We start from the raw sequence: 16,684 nt of genomic DNA on the forward strand, positions 1-16,684 counted from the left end.
CTCTCCAGCAGCATGCGTTTAATGGCCGCCATTCTTGCGCAAAGCGCCGACGGGGGCGAGTGGTCGAGTAAAAATCTACAGGCCTGTCCAGCCCATGCAAACGACCAGTGCCGGCCCCGGGGGGTTGCGTATCGCTCGAAGCAGTGGCGATATAGGCGCCTAATAAAATTTCAGGGGTCGTTGTATGCCGCTCGCCACGTTGATTCATCGCGCCAGTTTGCCCAGCCCGCAAGTGTCTGCGGAGCAAGCGCTAGAGCTGCTGGAAGAACATTACGGGTTCAGCGGAAAGTTGCAGGCTCTCGGCAGCCAGCAAGACCTCAACTACCGCGTCGACAGTGAGCAGGGACGGTTCGTCCTGAAAATCTGCCGTGGCGACTACTCGGTACTGGAGCTGCAGGCACAACATGCCGGGCTCAAGCACCTGGGCACGCACCCCGATGTCCATGTGCCGCGTGTTATCGCGGCAAAAAACGGCGCAGACCTGCTGTCTCTGGATGTGGGTGGCCAGGCGGTACACGTTCGCCTGCTCGATTACATCGAGGGTCAGCCGCTGACCAGTCTCGAGTATTTCACCCCGACGGTGGTGTCCGGTTTCGGCCGCCTGTGTGGCGAGATGGACCTGGCCCTGGCGGATTTCGACCATCCAGGTCTGGTGCGAACCCTGCAGTGGGACGCCCGCCATGCTCATGCCCTGATCGCGCACTTGCTGCCGGTGATCAAGGATGAAGCCCGGCGCAAACTGATCGTCGAAGCGTCCGAACAAGCTGAACGGCATTTGCAGCCGTTGGAAGCCAAGCTGCCGGTGCAGGCCATTCACATGGACATCACCGACGACAACGTGGTCTGGCAGCGCGATGCGCAACGCCATTGGCAATTGCAAGGCGTGATCGATTTCGGCGACCTGGTGCGCACCTGGCGCATTACCGATCTGTCGGTGACCTGCGCCGCGCTGCTGCATCATGGCGAGGGCGATCCGTTCTGCATTTTGCCGGCAATTCAGGCGTATCACGCGGTCAACCCGTTGCAACACGAAGAACTGCTGGCGCTGTGGCCGCTGATCGTCGCCCGCGCGGCGGTGTTGGTGCTCAGTGGCGAACAGCAGGTCAGCATCGACCCGGGCAATGCCTACAGCCGCGATAATCTGGTCCATGAATGGGAAATCTTCCGTGTGGCCACGTCGGTGCCGTTGGCGTTGATGGAAGCGGCGATCCTCACGGCCGTCGGCCACAATCTGCCCACCATTGGCAGCGAAGGCTTCGCGCCGCTGTTGCCGAGCCTGGTGGGGCGAGAGTTCGCCTTGATCGACCTGGGTGTGCTCAGCCCGCATTTCGAGGCCGGGAACTGGGAGCAGGAGGGCGTCGATCAGCGCCTGTTGGATGAAGCGGCCGCGGCACATGGCCTGGCGGCCAGCCGCTACGGACAATTCCGGCTGTCCCATACCCGCCCGGACAGCGCCACTGAACCGGACACTTGCCCGTTGCACGTCGAGTTGCGCGTGCCTCAGGGCACGGCGGTCGAAGCGCCGTTTGCCGGGGTGGTGCATCACCCATCGGCGGGCCTGCTGCAACTGGACGGCCCGCAGTTGAGTGTGCGGCTTTGGGGCGTCACGCCGTCGCTGCACAGCGGCGCGGCCCTAGTCAAAGGCCAGGTACTGGGCTCGGTCAACGGGCCTTTGATCGTGCAGTTGTGCCGTGGCGCTTCGATCGATGCGCCGTTGTTCTGTGCACCGTCGCGCGCGGCGGCCTGGCAAGCGTTGTGTCCATCGCCGGCAGCATTGCTGGGGCTGGCCTGTGATGCCGAAGTCGAGCTCGACGGAGCGACCTTGCTGGCCCGCCGCGATGCCAGCTTTGCCCGCACGCAAAAACACTATTACGTCGACCCGCCGCGCATCGAACGCGGCTGGCGCAACCATTTGATCGACATGCAGGGCCGCTCCTACCTCGACATGCTCAACAACGTCGCAGTATTGGGTCACGGTCATCCTCGCATGGCAGCGGTCGCCAGCCGCCAGTGGTCGTTGCTCAACACCAACTCGCGCTTCAACTACGCCGCCGTGGCCGAGTTCTCCGAACGGTTGCTGAAGCTGTCCCCTGACGGCATGGACCGCGTGTTCCTGGTCAACAGCGGCAGCGAGGCCAACGACCTGGCGATTCGCCTAGCGTGGGCCTACAGCGGCGGCCGCGACATGCTCAGCGTGCTGGAGGCTTATCACGGCTGGACGGTCGGTGCGGATTCGGTGTCGACCTCGATCGCCGACAACCCCAAGGCACTGAGCAGCCGCCCGGACTGGGTGCACCCGGTGACCGCGCCAAACACCTATCGCGGTGAATTCCGTGGCCCCGACAGCGCGCCGGATTATGTGCGCAGCGTCGAACACAACCTGGCGAAAGTCGCTGAGCAGAAACGCCAACTGGCCGGTTTCATCTGCGAACCGGTGTATGGCAATGCGGGCGGTATCTCGCTGCCACCGGGCTACTTGAAGCAGGTCTATGGCATGGTCAGGGCCCGGGGCGGCGTGTGCATCGCCGATGAAGTGCAGGTCGGCTACGGGCGCATGGGCGATTTCTTCTGGGGCTTCGAAGAGCAGGGCGTAGTGCCGGACATCATCACCATGGCCAAGGGCATGGGCAATGGCCAGCCACTGGGTGCGGTCATCACTCGCCGGGAAATCGCCGAGGCGCTGGAGGCCGAGGGGTACTTCTTCTCCTCTGCTGGCGGCAGCCCGGTCAGTTGCCAGGTCGGCATGGCCGTGCTGGATGTGATGGAAGAAGAAAAACTCTGGGAGAACGCCCAGATCGTTGGCGGGCACTTCAAGAAGCGCCTAGAAGCCTTGATCGATATTCATCCGTTAGTGGGCGCGGTGCACGGTTCCGGTTTCTACCTGGGCGTCGAACTGATCCGCAACCGCGAAACCCTGGAGCCGGCCACCGAAGAAACCACCGCGCTGTGCGATCGCTTGCGTGAACTGGGGATCTTCATGCAGCCGACCGGCGATTACCTGAACATCCTCAAGATCAAGCCACCGATGGTCACTTCGCGCCAGAGCGTGGATTTCTTCGTGGACATGCTGTCGAAGGTGCTCGCGCAAGGGCTGTAAACACAGCCCCTGTAGGAGCGAGCCTGCTCGCGATGAGGTCATGTCAGTCACCATTTTTCGACTGGAAGAGCGCTATCGCGAGCAAGCTCGCTCCTACAGGGGTAGTTGTGTTAATTCGATTGTTATCGGCTTTTTATTGATTGTTTTTGTATTGCTGGATGTATGGTGCTTTAAAAGCCGATATTTATCGGATATAAAGTGGCGCAGTCCACGGCGTGTACCACTGCGCTTTCCATTTCTGTCAGGCATCAATGCCACTGCGGAGTCCTGAGCCATGACCACGTTGAACAGCACCCCTCGCGCCGACGGCTTCTACATGCCGGCCGAATGGGCACCCCAAACCCAAACCTGGATGATCTGGCCCGAGCGCCCGGACAACTGGCGCCTGGGTGGCAAGCCGGCACAAGCCGCGCACGTGGCAGTGGCCAAGGCCATAGCCCGTTTCGAACCGGTAACCGTGGTGGTTTCCGCTGGCCAGTACGAAAACGCCCGTGCCCGTCTGGACGTGCCGAATATTCGTGTAGTGGAAATGTCCAGTGACGATGCCTGGGTCCGCGACACCGGCCCGACCTTTGTCATCAATAACAAGGGTGAAGTCCGTGGCGTGAACTGGGACTTCAATTCGTGGGGCGGCTTCGACGGCGGCCTGTATTCGCCGTGGAACCGCGACTCGCAGGTCGGCGGCAAGATCCTCGAGATCGAGCGCAGCCCGCGCTACCGCACTGAAGGCTTCGTGCTTGAAGGTGGTTCGATTCACGTCGACGGCGAAGGCACCCTGATCACCACCGAAGAATGCCTGCTCAACCGCAATCGCAACCCGCACATGAACCGCGCGGAAATCGAAGCGGTCCTGAGTGCGAACCTGGCTGTGGATAAAATCATCTGGCTGCCAGATGGCTTGTTCAACGACGAAACCGACGGCCATGTGGATAACTTCTGCTGCTACGTGCGCCCAGGTGAAGTGCTGTTGGCCTGGACCGATGATCCGCAGGACCCGAACTACCCGCGCTGCCAGGCCGCGATGAAAGTGCTGCAAAGCAGCACCGACGCCAAGGGCCGCCCATTCACGGTGCACAAGATGCCAATCCCGGGTCCGTTGTTTGCGACCGAGCAAGAGTGCGCCGGTGTCGATCCGGTGGACGGTACTCAGGAACGTAACCCGACTGTTCGTCTGGCCGGTTCCTACGTGAACTTCCTGATCGTCAACGGCGGCATCATCGCGCCGTGCTTTGATGACCCGCAGGATGGCCCGGCAAAGGAAATCCTGCAGAACCTGTTCCCACAGCATGAGGTGGTGATGGTGCCTGGCCGCGAACTGTTACTGGGGGGTGGCAATATTCACTGCCTTACCCAGCAGCAACCCGCGCCGCACAAGGAGTGAGTGAGGTTGTAACAGCTTGAGTTGATTGCGAAATTCCTCAGGCTGTCGATCAGCCTTCAGCGATGTACAGAGCCCGCGGCCCTTAAGGGTTGCGGGCTTTTTTGTATCCGCTTTCCCACACTTCAGAAACCTTGGCACAGCTCTTGTATCTCTGCTGCTGTAACTCGGGGAGGGGGAGGACTTCGATGTTCTGTCATAAACCTTGGATAAGTTAGCCGCTCACAAACGGGGAGAGAGCGCTGAAATGAACGCCGAAGTGAACGTAGTTAGCGACAAGGCGTTGCATCCCCTGGCAGTAAACAGCGAATCGCTCCAGATTCTGGCGCACTGGTTCAAGTCCAATGGAATGCGTCAGATCAGCGATACTGATCCGCGCCGGACGATGATCGAGCGTTACCCTGCTGGTTTATTCAGCGAGGCGGAACTGGATGCGTTGTGGGATGTAATGGAAGGATAAGAAGAACAACAACGGATTGATCAAAAAAAAGCGCTGCCGGGATGGCAGCGCTTTTTTTTGCCCAACGGTTTTGCCGCCAGACCTCCTGTAGGAGCTGGCTTGCCAGCGATGAGGTCATCACATTCAACATCAGTGTTGAATGAAAAATTGCCATCGCTGGCAAGCCAGCTCCTACAAGTGTTGTGGTGTTTAGAAGCTGTAGGTGCCCGTCACCACCAGGCTACGCGGTGCCCCCGGCTGGATCTGGAATGCACTGGTCGCCGACGAGTAATACGTCTTGTCAGTGATGTTGTTCAGCGCCGCGCGCACATCCCATTCCTTCTGGCGGAAACCGGCCAATGCATCCCAGCGGCCATAGCCCGGCAACACGGTGGTGTTGAGGTTGTCGGCATAGCGGTCGCCGACCAGGGTCAGACCTGTTTCGGCGTACCAGCCCATTTCCGGTTTCCAGGTCAGGAACAGGCTGGCGTTGTGCTTGGCCACGTTATTGATGCGCTTGCCTTCCAGGCCGTTGTTGTCTTCTTCGATGGTTGCGTCCTGCAGACCCACGCCACCGCGCATGTACCAGTTGCCGGTAATCCTGCCGGCGGCGGTCAGTTCGATCCCGCGAGAGCGTTGCAGCCCGGAAAGCAGGGTAATGGTCGGGTTGTTCGGGTCGCTGGTGCGGCGGTTGTAGAGTTCCAGCTCATAGATCGCCAGCGTGGTGCTCAGGCGATCGTCGAGCCAGTCACTCTTCACGCCGATTTCCTTCTGCTTGGTCAGCTCGGGGCTCAGGTCATTGCTGTTACCGGCCGCACCTGGAGTGATGCCGATCAAACCACCGCCGACCGGCGAGAACGTCTTGCTCCAGGAGGCATAGAAGGAGTGATTTTGCAGCGGCGTCCAGACCACGCCAACACGAGGGCTGGTGCTGTGGCTGTCACTGTCTTCGGAGATGTTGCGCACCTTGTTGGTCGACTCGATATCGAACGTGTCGTAACGCAGACCGGCGAGCAATTGCCATTGATCGTTCAGGCGCAGTTGATCCTGCACATATACCGCGCGGCTCTCGACCTCGGTGTGGGTATTGCTCGACACCACCATGCGCCCGGTATGGCGCAAGTTGCGGTCGGGGGTGTACAGGTCCAGTGCCGGCACCGGTGAACTGCCCGGCCCGGAAGTGGCGGCGGTGTACAACAGTGGGTCGCGGCGCTGGCTGCCGATTTCGATACCGGTGAGCAGGCGGTGCTCCAGGCCGAAGGTATCGAAGCCACCTTCGAGCTCGACGTTGTTGTAGAGGTTGCGGGTGTTCAGGTCCTGCTGCCAGTGCTGGCGCGTGACCTTGTTAGTAGCCGGGACATAACCACTCAAGTAAGTATTGTCGAAATCGCTGTCGAGCTTGAATACGCCCAGGGTCTGGCGCAGTTGCCAGTTGTCGCTCAGTTCATAAGTGAGTTTCGAGCGCAGGGACTGCGCCTTGTCGTCGATGAAATCGTTTTCGCTGCCGTAGGTGGTATCGCGTCCCACGTCGGCCGGGCGACCGTTTACGCCGGGGATTCCACGATCTGGCGTGCGGTTGTAGCGGCTGTATTCGTACTGCACCAACCAGTTCAGGTCGGGTGTCAGCTGCCAGCTCATCGAGGGCGCGAACAACTGGCGATTACCGCTCACGCCATCGCGGAAGCTGTTCTCGTCCATGTTGCCCATGTTCAGGCGCAGGCTGATGTTCTCCGTAGGGTCGGTGCTGAGGTCGGCATAGAGGCTGCGCAAGTCTTCGCTGCCACCCTGGGCTTCGATGGTCGAGCGGCGACCGAACTCGGGCAGCTTGCTCACCCGGTTGACGATGCCGCCCTGGCTGCCACGGCCATATAACACGGCGGCGGGGCCTTTCAAAACGTCGATGCGTTCGATGTTGTGCAAGTCGCGCACGTACTGGCTGTCGTCGCGAATGCCATCGAGATAGAAGTCGTTGCTGGCGTCGAAACCGCGGATGCGCAGGCTGTCGAAGCGAGTGTCGGCGCCGCTGCTGACGTTGGGGATGCCGCTGAGGGCAGTGCCCAGATCGTTGGTGCCGTAATCCATCACGTTCGAGGTTTTGATCGAGTCGATGGCTTGTGGCACGTAACGCACCGGTGTGGCGGTCCGGGTCGCGGTGCTGGTTTGAGTCACGCGCGGGTCGTCAGCCTCAGCTTCGGCGCTGATCGATGTGGCAGGTAAGGTGGTGGGTGCAGCGTAGGCAAAACCGGCAGACAACAAGGCAGAGAGCCCAAGGCTGTAGGGCGCAAGGCGAAAAGGGGCAGACATTGAAGAGCGCATCCGTAGGATTTTTAGGGTGAAGCGTGCAAGAGGCGAGAATAGTAATGCTTGTCATTTGCTGTCGTTAGCTGTTATTGAGAACTTATCTCATTTGATTGTTTCGAATTGTGTCTGCGTTAGTACAAGAGGCCGGGCGACCATTCGACCGATTCAAGCAACAGACTGAAAGCTGATCCGGCGTTTTTCCAGGACCGCTGTGGCACTAATCTGTCGGCATCGAATTTTCCCCAATTTCTGTCGGAGCTTTCCCATGATCCTGCATTACATCTACGACCCGTTGTGCGGTTGGTGCTACGGCGCCAAACCGCTGGTGCAAGCCGCCCAGGCTGTGCTGCCCGTGATTGCCCACGGCGGCGGCATGATGACGGGGGCTAATCGGCAAAAGGTTTCGCCACAACTGCGCAATTACGTCATGCCCCACGACCGGCGCATCGCCGAATACAGCGGGCAGCCGTTCGGCGAAGCCTATTTCGAAGGTTTGCTGCGTGATCACACCGCTGTGTTCGACTCGGCGCCACCTATCGCCGCCGTACTGGCTGCCGAGCAAATGGCCGGTCGCGGGCTGGAGTTGTTGGGGCGTTTGCAAAGTGCTCACTACGTGGAAGGGCGCCGCATTGCCGACGAATTGGTACTGTTTGAACTGGCCCACGGCATGGGGCTGGACCCTCATGCCTTCGAAGGGGCCTTCCGGGCGGCCGACACCGAAGGTCACATCAGGAGCAGCCGGGCTTTCCTGGCAAAAGTTGGCGGGCAGGGTTTTCCGACCCTGGTGCTTGAGCACAATGACCAATTCACCTTGGTCGATATCGGGCCATGGCTGGGCAAACCCCAGGCATTTGCACAGTGGCTGGGTCAGTCGCTTCCGGATCAGGACTCATCCAGCTCCGTAGCAGCTTGCGGGCTCGAAGGGTGCGTTGATTGAGTATTCCTGCCGCGTAAAGCAGTTTCTTAGACGTTTTTTGCCTGTTTGTAGAAGATTCATGAAATTGACACACCGTTAAGGGCGCGGCTACGATTCGGCCCAACGCCTGTGGCCGACCGCCACGACTCAAAAACAATAAAAGGCCCGCCGCGAGAAATCGTGGGCGGGCCTTTTTGTTTTCGCCTTGAAATAAGAGCGCGATAGCGCCGTTTCGGCCATTCGACACAGCGCGTATCAACCGTATTAAGGAAAAAAAAAAATGTTGAACAAGCGAATCAGCCTGATCGCTCTGGGGATTTTGAGCGCAACGCAGGCCATGGCTAATGACCAAGCCGAATCCAAGGGTTTTGTTGAAGACAGCAGCCTCAAAGTGCTGTTGCGCAACGCCTACATCAATCGTGACTACAAAGACGGCAACCCGGATAAATCCGAGTGGGGCCAGGCGGCCATCGGTACGTTCTCGTCCGGCTTCACCCAAGGCACCGTGGGTGTGGGTGTGGACGCTTTCGGTCTGTACGCTTTGAACCTGGAGCGCAGCGAAGACCGTAGCGGCGCGCAAGGCATCGACTTCTTCAAGAAGGGCGACAGCGGCCAGCCGGCTGACGACCTGTCCAAGGGCGGCGCGGCGATCAAGTTCCGCCTGTCCAGCACCACCCTGACCTACGGCGACCAGATGCCGGCCCTGCCGGTGCTGAACTACGACAACTCGCGCCTGTTGCCAGAAAGCTACACCGGCACCCTGATCACTTCCAAAGAAATCAAAGGCCTGCAACTGGACGCCGGTCGCTTCACCGCCGAATCGCGTAAAAGCGCTGAAGGCCGTGACAGCGGTGGCTTGAAGTCGATCAACGTATTGGGCGGTAGCTACCAGTTCACCGAACAGTTCAAGGCTGCGCTGTACGCTTCCGACGTCGAAGACGTGCTGAAGAAGCAATACGTGAACGCCAACTACGTGTTCCCGATCGACAAGGATCAGTCCCTGACCCTGGACTTCAACGGCTACCGCACCAAGCTTGACGATTCCTACGTCCGCGAAAACGGTATCACCGGCGACGACAACAAGATCTGGAGCCTGGCCGCCACCTTCATCACTGGCCCGCACTCGTTCACCCTCGCACACCAGCGCAGCACCGGCGACAGCAACCTGGGCTACGCCTACGGCGGCTACCAGAAAGATCAAGGTCGCGTCGGCGACGGTGGAAACACCATCTACCTGGCGAACTCCTACTGGTCCGACTTCAACGCCGAAGACGAGCGCAGCTGGCAAGTGGGCTACGGTCTGGACTTCAGCACTTTCGGTGTACCGGGCCTGAGCTACAACTTCGCCTACGTGCGCGGTGACAACATCACCACCTCCACCAGTGAAGGCGGCACCGAACGCGAGATCTTCAACCAGATCAAATATGTCGTCCAAAGCGGCCCGGCTAAAGACCTCAGCGTGAAACTGCGCAGCTCGGTGTTGCGCGTGTCGCAGAAGTCGAGCGAGTACAACGTCAGCGGTAACGAAGTGCGTGTGTTCGTGGATTATCCGATCAATATTTTCTGATGATCGGTTGCGGTATCGAGGCCTGATCACAGGCTGACAAAAAGAAAAAACCCCGACTGGCTCGGGGTTTTTTTTGCTTCTTTCACTGGTTTGCGTGGGCATGGCCCTTTGTAGGAGCTGCGATGCGACTTGCCAGCGATGGTCGCTAACGATTACGCGCATGAGCTGGATAAACGCGGCGTACTTGAGTCCATCGCCGGCAAGCCGGCTCCTACAGTTTGGCGTTCACATCATTTCCACCAGGACGCGGTCTCCTGTAGGAGCTGGCTTGCCAGCGATGGTCGTTAACGATTACGTGCATGAACTGGATAAACGCGGCGCACTTGAGTCCATCGCCGGCAAGCCGGCTCCTACAGTTCCCCGGGATTGCGTGAGGAACCGTTCCTGGATTGGGAGCAGGGCGTACTTTGCATTCGTTCTATTTTATTCATTACCCCATGTAACGAATGAAGTTCCCGCCCCCACCTTTTTCACCCGGACATAACCCCCTACATTCATCTCCAACGCCTCTCCCATCATTCCGACGGGAAGGTCACTGGAGTTTCCCTCATGCCTTTCGTAACCGTACGCATCACCCGCGATGGCGTTACCACTGAGCAGAAAGCTCAGGTGATTGCCGAGATCACTGAAACACTGGAACGCGTCCTCAACAAACGCCCTGACCTGACCCACATCGTGATCGAGGAAGTCGACACCGATAACTGGGGCTACGCCGGGATCACCACCACCCAGTACCGCAAGCAACTGGCCGAGGCGGAGGGAAAGTCATGACGTCCTCCGTCACCATCGATTTCATTTCCGATGTGGTGTGCCCTTGGTGCGCACTGGGGGCGACGGCGCTGGAGCAGGCGATCGAGAACGTGGCCGGGGAAGTCTCGGTCGAGCTGACCTACAAGCCGTTCGAGTTGAACCCGAACATGCCGGCCGAAGGTGAGCAAGCGGTCGAACACCTGATGCGCAAGTACGGGAGGACCGCCGACGACGTCGCCGCCGGCAAGGCCATGCAGATCGCTCGCGGCGAGGCCATCGGCTTCAAGTTCGATCTGGAAAAACGCACGCATTTCTACAACACCTTCGATGCGCACCGTTTGTTGCTGTGGGCGTTGCAGGAGGGGCGGCAGGTCGAGCTCAAGAAAGTGCTGCTACAGGCCTACTTCAGCGAAGGCCAGAACCCGAGTGATCCGTCGACACTGGTGCGGCTGGCGACTGAAGCGGGGCTGGATGGGGCAAGTGCACAAGAGGTGCTGGCGTCCGGTGCGTTCGCCGATGAGGTGCGCGAGCTTGAAGCGTACTACCAGCAGCGCGGCATCAATTCGGTCCCGGCCATGGTGCTCAACGGTCAGCACCTGGTGTCCGGTTCGCAATCGGTCGAGTACTACGAACAGATGTTGCGACAAATGGCCAAGGCATCGGCTGAAGCCTGATTACCGATTTTCTACCCCACTTTTAATTGTCAGAGGTCTTCATCATGAGCAGTTCGAAAAAAGTCATCGTCATCACCGGCGCATCCCAAGGTCTCGGCGACGGGATGGTCAAAGCCTTTCGTGAACTCGGTTACCGAATCGTTGCCACTTCGCGCTCGATCAAACCGTCCACCGATCCGGACATTCTCACCGTGGCCGGTGACATCGGCGAGCCGCAAACCGCTCAGCGCGTCATCCGTGAAGCGATCTCCCGTTTCGGTCGCATCGATACCCTGGTCAACAACGCCGGGATCTTCATCGCCAAACCGTTCACCGCGTACACCGCAGAAGATTACGCCAACGTGTTGTCGGTGAACGTCAATGGCTTCTTCTACATCACCCAACTCGCCATCGCCGAAATGGAAAAGCAGGGCAGCGGCCACGTCGTCAACATCACCACCAGCCTGGTGGACCACGCCATCGACGGCGTGCCATCGGTGCTGGCATCGCTGACCAAGGGCGGCCTCAACGCGGCAACCAAATCCCTGGCCATCGAATACGCCAAGCGCGGAATCCGGGTGAACGCGGTCAGCCCCGGCATCATCAAGACCCCAATGCACGGCGAAGAAACCCACGCAGCACTGGGCAATCTGCACCCGGTCGGGCACATGGGCGAGGTCGATGATATTGCGCAAGCGGTCGTGTATCTGGACGGCGCCAAGTTCGTTACAGGCGAAATCCTGCACGTGGACGGTGGTCAGAGCGCGGGTCACTAAGAACGCTTTTCCAAACCCCGGAAACAACAAAGCCCTCGTATTGCTACGAGGGCTTTGTTTTGTATGGTGCCGGCACCAGGAATCGAACCCGGGACCTACTGATTACAAGTCAGTTGCTCTACCATCTGAGCTATACCGGCGTGTCAGGGCGACGATTATAGCGATTGGATGAGTTCTGTAAACCCCTGAATTCTGACTATTTTTGCGCGGGCTTCAGGTCAGGCGCGCAGCAGGGTTTTCTTGAGTTTCTGAATGGCTTGCCAGGTTCGACTGTTTTGCATCGCGCGTAGCTGTGCTTCGGCCTGTTCGGCGCGTTGCAGGGCGGCGGCGAGCTGGTGTTCGGCGTCGCTGACGGGGTGGCTGAACTTGTGGCCTTTGCAGAACTGGAACTCGTCCAGGTTGCACGGCGGGATATCGAAGGCGGGTTTGAGGTTCAGGTGTTCTTCGGCGAGGTAGTAGGTATTGATGCCGTCGAACAGGATCGAGTGGTAACCGGCGTCAATGACCAGGTTTTCCCAGGTCTGGTCGCGTTTCCATGGGGTTTCGATGAGGATTACCCATGGCCGCCATTGGCTGAAGTCCATGCCGCGCAGGACGGTTTCTTCGTGGCCTTCGACGTCGATTTTCAGGAAGTGAATGGCGCGGCCCCGGGCGTGTTCTTCGCAGATGGAGCTCAGGGAGCGGGACTTGATCGTTTGGCTGCGCACGTCCATGCCGGCGTCTTTGTGCATTTTCGCCATGGCCGGGTCGAGGGTCGAGAGGCCGGTGCCGGCGATGCCGTAGAAGGTCAGTTCGTCTGCACTTTCCCCGGCCGCACATTGCAGGTTGGTGTCTTTGGGACGTTGCTGGCACAGGGCTTCGAAGTAGTTGGGCATCGGTTCGACGTTGATGCCGGTCCAGCCGTTGTCGTAGAACGCCTTGGTGACGGAGTCGTGGGTGGGATCGTTTGCCCCGACGTCGATGTAGAAGCCGTTTTCGACGGTTTTGAGGGCGCGCCACAGGCGTATGTCTTCGAAATTCTGTGCGTAGGAAATGAACGTCACTGGCGCATCCTGTCGGGAGAATGTTCTTGTTCGTGGCCGCGCTGCTGGCGCCCTGGCGTTTGTGTATATCAAGAGAAGTGCAGCGGTGCAATTTCCCCCGTCAGCGGTCCCGGATTAGGCGTTTATGTCGTTTTCATTAAATGCTTATGCACAATGCATTTGGCCGCGCACCGTGTTTAGGCCGAAATTGTGGATCTGTTCTCATTTGTTCGCAAATACCTGTTTTTTCGATTTTTTATGTACGTGTACAAAAAATGAACAGTATGGATTTACTTCTGAAACTGGCATGGATATTGGATCCACGATATTTCCATCAACAGAGTTATCCACAGGCCGGATGTGTTTAAGCGAGTTCGGCCAGGAGCAGGAAATTACGCGGCGTGAGTGGAGTTTCGCAGAACGTTCCGACACGGACACTGTAGCCCTGCTCGGTGAGGAAAAGTGCCCGGTCAAGGACCAGCCAAAGCTCCAACGGACGTCGGAAAAGTCCGCGTAGTAGCTCCAGGTTGCGCACCTCGGCCAGTCGCTGCCAACCGGCGGCTTCCAGGGCTGGCCAATCTTGCGGGCCGATTGTGGATAACTCTTTGAGTGCGGCCAGGTGATGGCAGTAATCGGCGAAGGATTTGTCCAGCCAGGCGCTGGGCAGGGACGGGGTTGGCAGGTACTCCTCCATGCCGCGCAGTTGCCGTTGCAGCAAGTCGAAGCCCAGACGCCGGGCCATGGAGGTGTCGCGCTGCCGTCGCACGCGGGCGCCGGCGGTGACCGTTTCGCTCATCGGTAGCGCAAGGTCGTCGAGGGAAAGTTGTAAGCCGGAGGCTTTGGCCGCCGAGGAAATCGGCGAGTATTGGGCAAGACTGATCCGGTTGTAGCAGCACGGCGCAATAGCGATTTGTTTACAGCCTGTGGCGCTGGCGAGTTGAATCAGCCGCACATGCAAATCACCGCAGGCGTGAAGCGCGACGGGTGTGTGATGCGCACTCAGTAAAGAGGCTGCGTCTGCCGCGAGCACGTCCTGCTCAGTATGAAGAGCGTGCAGGTGATGACGCTGGCTGAGTGCCTGGCCGCTGGCTACCAAGGCCGGGTCGTATTCCAGGCATGTCAGTTGTTGCCCCGGTTGCAGCAGGCGGCGCCCCAGATGGCCCTTGCCCGAGCACCAGTCCAGCCAATGCAGCGGCGCCTCGGAAAATTGCAATCGGCTGGAGAAGGCTTCGATCTGCTGCCATTTACGCCCAGGTACGTCGACGTTCAATCGATGACCGGGCGCTTCGAGCACGCGGGCGGGCAGTTCATCCACAGCACTCAAAGCAACGGACATCGTTGCCAAGGAAGCAAAGGGTTCCGGTGCATTGAGAAGGGCAGGTTGGTTGTGAGCGTTTTCCGCGTCGTCCAGCGTTCGCCCGCGTAGCCATGAGGCTAACTCCGGGTAGGACGCTTCCCAGGGAAGCCGCAGATGAGTGAACGGGCGAGGCTTCCATAGGGCCTGATGCTTTGTCAGAAAAGCATCCAGCGCGGTGAAACGGGCGAGCAGCGCCTCGCCCGTCAACACGCAGGGTTCAACGCCCTTGGCAGGCATCGACGCGCAACCAGCGCTCCAGCAGCTTGAAGCCGCGCACCAGCACGTAGGCCATCACCAGGTAGAACATGCCCGCGGCGAAGAAGATCTCCACCGGCAGGTAGGTCCGGGCAATGATGGTGCGGGCCATGCCGGTCAGCTCCAGCAAAGTCACGGTGCTGGCCAGGGCACTGGCCTTGAGCATCAGGATCACTTCGTTGCTGTAGGCCGGTAAGCCGATGCGCGCGGCGCGCGGCAGCATGATGTAGAACAGCGCCTTGGGTTTGGACATGCCCAGTGCTCGCGCCGCTTCGATCTCGCCCGGTGGAATCGCCTGAATGGCGCCACGCAGGATTTCCGCAATATAGGCCGCCGTGTGCAGGGTCATGGTCGCCGTGGCGCACCAGAACGGATCGCGCAGGTACGGCCACATCGAACTGTTACGGATCACGTCGAACTGTGCCAGGCCGTAGTAGACCAGGAACAGTTGAACCAGCAGCGGAGTGCCACGGAAAAAGAAGATGTAGCCGTAGGGAAATGCCCGCACCCACCACAGGCGCGACGAGCGGGCGATGCCCAGCGGAATGGCCAGCAGTAAACCGGCGATCACGGCGATGGCCACCAGTTCCAGGGTCAGCGTCGCGCCCTGGGCCAGTTTCGGCAGCCACTTGATGATGACTTCCCAGTTCATTGGGTGCTCCTCGCGAAGCCGCGAGCGGCGCGTTTTTCCAGGAAGTACATGCCGGTCATCGCCAGCACCGTCAGGCCCAGGTACATGAACGCGGCCACCATATAGAAGGTGAACGGCTGTTTGGAGACGGTCACGCCGATTTGCGCGTGACGCATGATTTCTTCCAGGCCGATCACCGACACCAGCGCGGTATCCTTCATCAGGATCATGAACAGGTTGCCCAGGCCGGGCAGGGCGATGCGCCACATCTGCGGCATGATCAACCGGGTGAAGATGCGCCACTTCGACAGGCCCAAGGCCACGCCGGCTTCACGATGGCCTTTGGGGATGGCGAGGATCGCGCCGCGAAACACTTCGGTGGCGTAGGCGCCGAAGCACAGGCCCAGCGCAATCACACCGGCGGCGAAGGCGTTGAGTTCGAGATCGGGGTTGCCGAAAAACTCGCCCAGGGCCCGCATCAAATTGACTGTGCCGAAGTAGATCAACAGCACCCAGAGCAATTCCGGGATGCCGCGAACCAGGGTCGAATATGTGCCGCCAAGCCATTGCAGCGGCTTGTACGGGGAAGTCTTGGCCAAGGCGCCGAACAGACCGAGCACCAGCCCCAGGCACAGGGCCGAGAGTGCCAGTTTCACAGTCATCAGCGCGCCAGCGGCGAGCGCCGGGCCGAATCCGTAGAGGTCGATAATCATGGATTTCTTTTCAAATCGCGGCAGGCAAGGCCGGGGACCGGCACCGCCCGAGGAGGGCGCCGGTCCGGCAGGTCAGAATCAGTAGATGCTGAACGGGAAGTACTTGTCGTTGATTTTCTTGTAGGTGCCGTCAGCGACGATTTCTTTCAGCGCGGCGTTCAGCTTCACGCGGATCGGATCGTTTTTACGCACGGCAATACCGATCTTGTCGCTTTCTTCCACTGGGTCGCCCTTGAACTCGTAGTCACGGCCAGCGTCGCTTTTGAGCCACTCGTAGTTGACGTACTTGTCGGCCAGGATGCCGTCCAGGCGGCCGGAAGTCAGGTCGAGGTAAGCGTTTTCCTGGGTGTCGTAGAGCTTGATGGTGATGTCGTCACCATAGTTGTCTTCCAGGAAGGTACCGGCCAGGGTCGCGCGCTGGGCACCGATGATCTTGCCTTTGACCGAAGCCTTGTCGGTTTTGAAGTCGACGTCTTTCTTGGCGATGAATTGCAGCTTGTTGGAGTAGTACGGGTCGGTGAAGTCCACCGCTTGCTTGCGCTCGTCGGTGATCGACATCGAGGAGATCAGGAAGTCGAACTTCTTGGCGTTCAAGGCCGGGATGATGCCGTCCCAGTCGGAGGTCACGACGGTGCACTCGACTTTCATCTTGGCGCACAGGGCGTCGCCGATCTCTTTGTCGAAGCCGACGACATTGCCACTGGCATCTTTATTGTTGAACGGCGGGTAAGCCGCTTCGATGCCCATCTTCAGGGTTTCGGCCATGGCACCGGCGCTGAACGCCAGGGTGACGGCGGCAGCCAGGAAGACCTTTTTGTAGTTCTGCATG

At 59.4% G+C, this 16,684-nt stretch carries 14 protein-coding genes and 1 tRNA gene; 8 read left to right on the top strand and 7 right to left on the bottom strand.

Annotated elements, in window-relative coordinates:
* Positions 1 to 184: 184 nt before the first annotated feature.
* The 3 genes from B0D71_RS23615 to B0D71_RS23625 all read left to right on the top strand — a co-directional run bounded on the left by B0D71_RS23615 (position 185) and on the right by B0D71_RS23625 (position 4,935).
* Entirely contained in the window at positions 185 to 3,097 is a 2,913-nt protein-coding gene (locus B0D71_RS23615) for an aminotransferase (protein WP_103396873.1), read from the top strand.
* A gap of 274 nt (positions 3,098 to 3,371) precedes the next feature.
* Positions 3,372 to 4,478, top strand: a complete 1,107-nt coding sequence (aguA, locus tag B0D71_RS23620; protein ID WP_103396874.1) for an agmatine deiminase — start codon at positions 3,372 to 3,374, stop codon at positions 4,476 to 4,478.
* A 244-nt stretch (positions 4,479 to 4,722) separates the two neighbouring features.
* Positions 4,723 to 4,935 (top strand): hypothetical protein, encoded by a 213-nt coding sequence (locus tag B0D71_RS23625; RefSeq protein ID WP_057712441.1) that lies wholly within the window; start codon positions 4,723 to 4,725, stop codon positions 4,933 to 4,935.
* A gap of 189 nt (positions 4,936 to 5,124) precedes the next feature.
* On the opposite strand, the gene B0D71_RS23630 is transcribed toward B0D71_RS23625, so the two are convergent.
* Positions 5,125 to 7,218 (bottom strand): TonB-dependent receptor, encoded by a 2,094-nt coding sequence (locus B0D71_RS23630; protein ID WP_103396875.1) that lies wholly within the window; start codon positions 7,216 to 7,218, stop codon positions 5,125 to 5,127.
* Positions 7,219 to 7,480: 262 nt separating this feature from the next.
* Here B0D71_RS23630 and B0D71_RS23635 point away from each other — a divergent pair, with 262 nt between their 5' ends.
* The 5 genes from B0D71_RS23635 to B0D71_RS23660 all read left to right on the top strand — a co-directional run bounded on the left by B0D71_RS23635 (position 7,481) and on the right by B0D71_RS23660 (position 11,877).
* Complete coding sequence (locus tag B0D71_RS23635) at positions 7,481 to 8,152, top strand: DsbA family protein (RefSeq protein WP_103396876.1); 672 nt, start codon at positions 7,481 to 7,483, stop codon at positions 8,150 to 8,152.
* A gap of 259 nt (positions 8,153 to 8,411) precedes the next feature.
* Positions 8,412 to 9,698 carry an OprD family porin gene (locus B0D71_RS23640; protein WP_103396877.1) on the top strand — a complete coding sequence of 429 codons (1,287 nt, stop codon included), beginning with the start codon at positions 8,412 to 8,414 and terminating at the stop codon, positions 9,696 to 9,698.
* A gap of 549 nt (positions 9,699 to 10,247) precedes the next feature.
* A complete protein-coding gene (locus B0D71_RS23650) occupies positions 10,248 to 10,469 on the top strand; it encodes a tautomerase family protein (RefSeq protein ID WP_007972813.1) in 222 nt (73 codons plus the stop codon).
* Complete coding sequence (locus B0D71_RS23655) at positions 10,466 to 11,122, top strand: DsbA family oxidoreductase (protein WP_103396879.1); 657 nt, start codon at positions 10,466 to 10,468, stop codon at positions 11,120 to 11,122. The genes B0D71_RS23650 and B0D71_RS23655 overlap by 4 nt, the downstream gene beginning before the upstream one ends.
* A 44-nt stretch (positions 11,123 to 11,166) precedes the next feature.
* A complete protein-coding gene (locus tag B0D71_RS23660) occupies positions 11,167 to 11,877 on the top strand; it encodes an SDR family NAD(P)-dependent oxidoreductase (RefSeq protein ID WP_103396880.1) in 711 nt (236 codons plus the stop codon).
* Positions 11,878 to 11,941: 64 nt separating this feature from the next.
* Here B0D71_RS23660 and B0D71_RS23665 read toward each other — a convergent pair.
* The 6 genes from B0D71_RS23665 to B0D71_RS23690 all read right to left on the bottom strand — a co-directional run bounded on the left by B0D71_RS23665 (position 11,942) and on the right by B0D71_RS23690 (position 16,683).
* Positions 11,942 to 12,017 (bottom strand) — tRNA-Thr (locus B0D71_RS23665).
* 78 nt (positions 12,018 to 12,095) lie between these two features.
* Complete coding sequence (locus tag B0D71_RS23670; RefSeq protein ID WP_103396881.1) at positions 12,096 to 12,920, bottom strand: FkbM family methyltransferase; 825 nt, start codon at positions 12,918 to 12,920, stop codon at positions 12,096 to 12,098.
* Positions 12,921 to 13,263: 343 nt separating this feature from the next.
* Positions 13,264 to 14,493, bottom strand: a complete 1,230-nt coding sequence (locus B0D71_RS23675) for a methyltransferase (protein ID WP_103396882.1) — start codon at positions 14,491 to 14,493, stop codon at positions 13,264 to 13,266.
* Positions 14,474 to 15,163, bottom strand: a complete 690-nt coding sequence (locus tag B0D71_RS23680) for an ABC transporter permease (RefSeq protein WP_008019010.1) — start codon at positions 15,161 to 15,163, stop codon at positions 14,474 to 14,476. The genes B0D71_RS23675 and B0D71_RS23680 overlap by 20 nt, the downstream gene beginning before the upstream one ends.
* On the bottom strand, positions 15,160 to 15,855 hold the full coding sequence (locus tag B0D71_RS23685) for an ABC transporter permease (RefSeq protein WP_103396883.1): 696 nt from the start codon (positions 15,853 to 15,855) through the stop codon (positions 15,160 to 15,162). Before B0D71_RS23685 ends, B0D71_RS23680 begins: the two co-directional genes overlap by 4 nt.
* 78 nt (positions 15,856 to 15,933) lie before the next feature.
* Positions 15,934 to 16,683 (bottom strand): ABC transporter substrate-binding protein, encoded by a 750-nt coding sequence (locus B0D71_RS23690; RefSeq protein ID WP_103396884.1) that lies wholly within the window; start codon positions 16,681 to 16,683, stop codon positions 15,934 to 15,936.
* Position 16,684 lies beyond the last annotated feature (1 nt).

The sequence above is a fragment of the Pseudomonas laurylsulfativorans genome, assembly GCF_002906155.1.
Classification (GTDB): domain Bacteria; phylum Pseudomonadota; class Gammaproteobacteria; order Pseudomonadales; family Pseudomonadaceae; genus Aquipseudomonas; species Aquipseudomonas laurylsulfativorans.

Excerpts from the sequence above, each read along its gene's own strand:
- B0D71_RS23615 (WP_103396873.1), top strand. The coding sequence starts at position 185 with ATGCCGCTCGCCACGTTGATTCATCGCGCCAGTTTGCCCAGCCCGCAA.
- aguA (WP_103396874.1), top strand. The coding sequence starts at position 3,372 with ATGACCACGTTGAACAGCACCCCTCGCGCCGACGGCTTCTACATGCCG.
- B0D71_RS23625 (WP_057712441.1), top strand. The coding sequence starts at position 4,723 with ATGAACGCCGAAGTGAACGTAGTTAGCGACAAGGCGTTGCATCCCCTG.
- B0D71_RS23630 (WP_103396875.1), bottom strand. The coding sequence starts at position 7,218 with ATGTCTGCCCCTTTTCGCCTTGCGCCCTACAGCCTTGGGCTCTCTGCC.
- B0D71_RS23635 (WP_103396876.1), top strand. The coding sequence starts at position 7,481 with ATGATCCTGCATTACATCTACGACCCGTTGTGCGGTTGGTGCTACGGC.
- B0D71_RS23640 (WP_103396877.1), top strand. The coding sequence starts at position 8,412 with ATGTTGAACAAGCGAATCAGCCTGATCGCTCTGGGGATTTTGAGCGCA.
- B0D71_RS23650 (WP_007972813.1), top strand. The coding sequence starts at position 10,248 with ATGCCTTTCGTAACCGTACGCATCACCCGCGATGGCGTTACCACTGAG.
- B0D71_RS23655 (WP_103396879.1), top strand. The coding sequence starts at position 10,466 with ATGACGTCCTCCGTCACCATCGATTTCATTTCCGATGTGGTGTGCCCT.
- B0D71_RS23660 (WP_103396880.1), top strand. The coding sequence starts at position 11,167 with ATGAGCAGTTCGAAAAAAGTCATCGTCATCACCGGCGCATCCCAAGGT.
- B0D71_RS23675 (WP_103396882.1), bottom strand. The coding sequence starts at position 14,493 with ATGCCTGCCAAGGGCGTTGAACCCTGCGTGTTGACGGGCGAGGCGCTG.
- B0D71_RS23680 (WP_008019010.1), bottom strand. The coding sequence starts at position 15,163 with ATGAACTGGGAAGTCATCATCAAGTGGCTGCCGAAACTGGCCCAGGGC.
- B0D71_RS23685 (WP_103396883.1), bottom strand. The coding sequence starts at position 15,855 with ATGATTATCGACCTCTACGGATTCGGCCCGGCGCTCGCCGCTGGCGCG.
- B0D71_RS23690 (WP_103396884.1), bottom strand. The coding sequence starts at position 16,683 with ATGCAGAACTACAAAAAGGTCTTCCTGGCTGCCGCCGTCACCCTGGCG.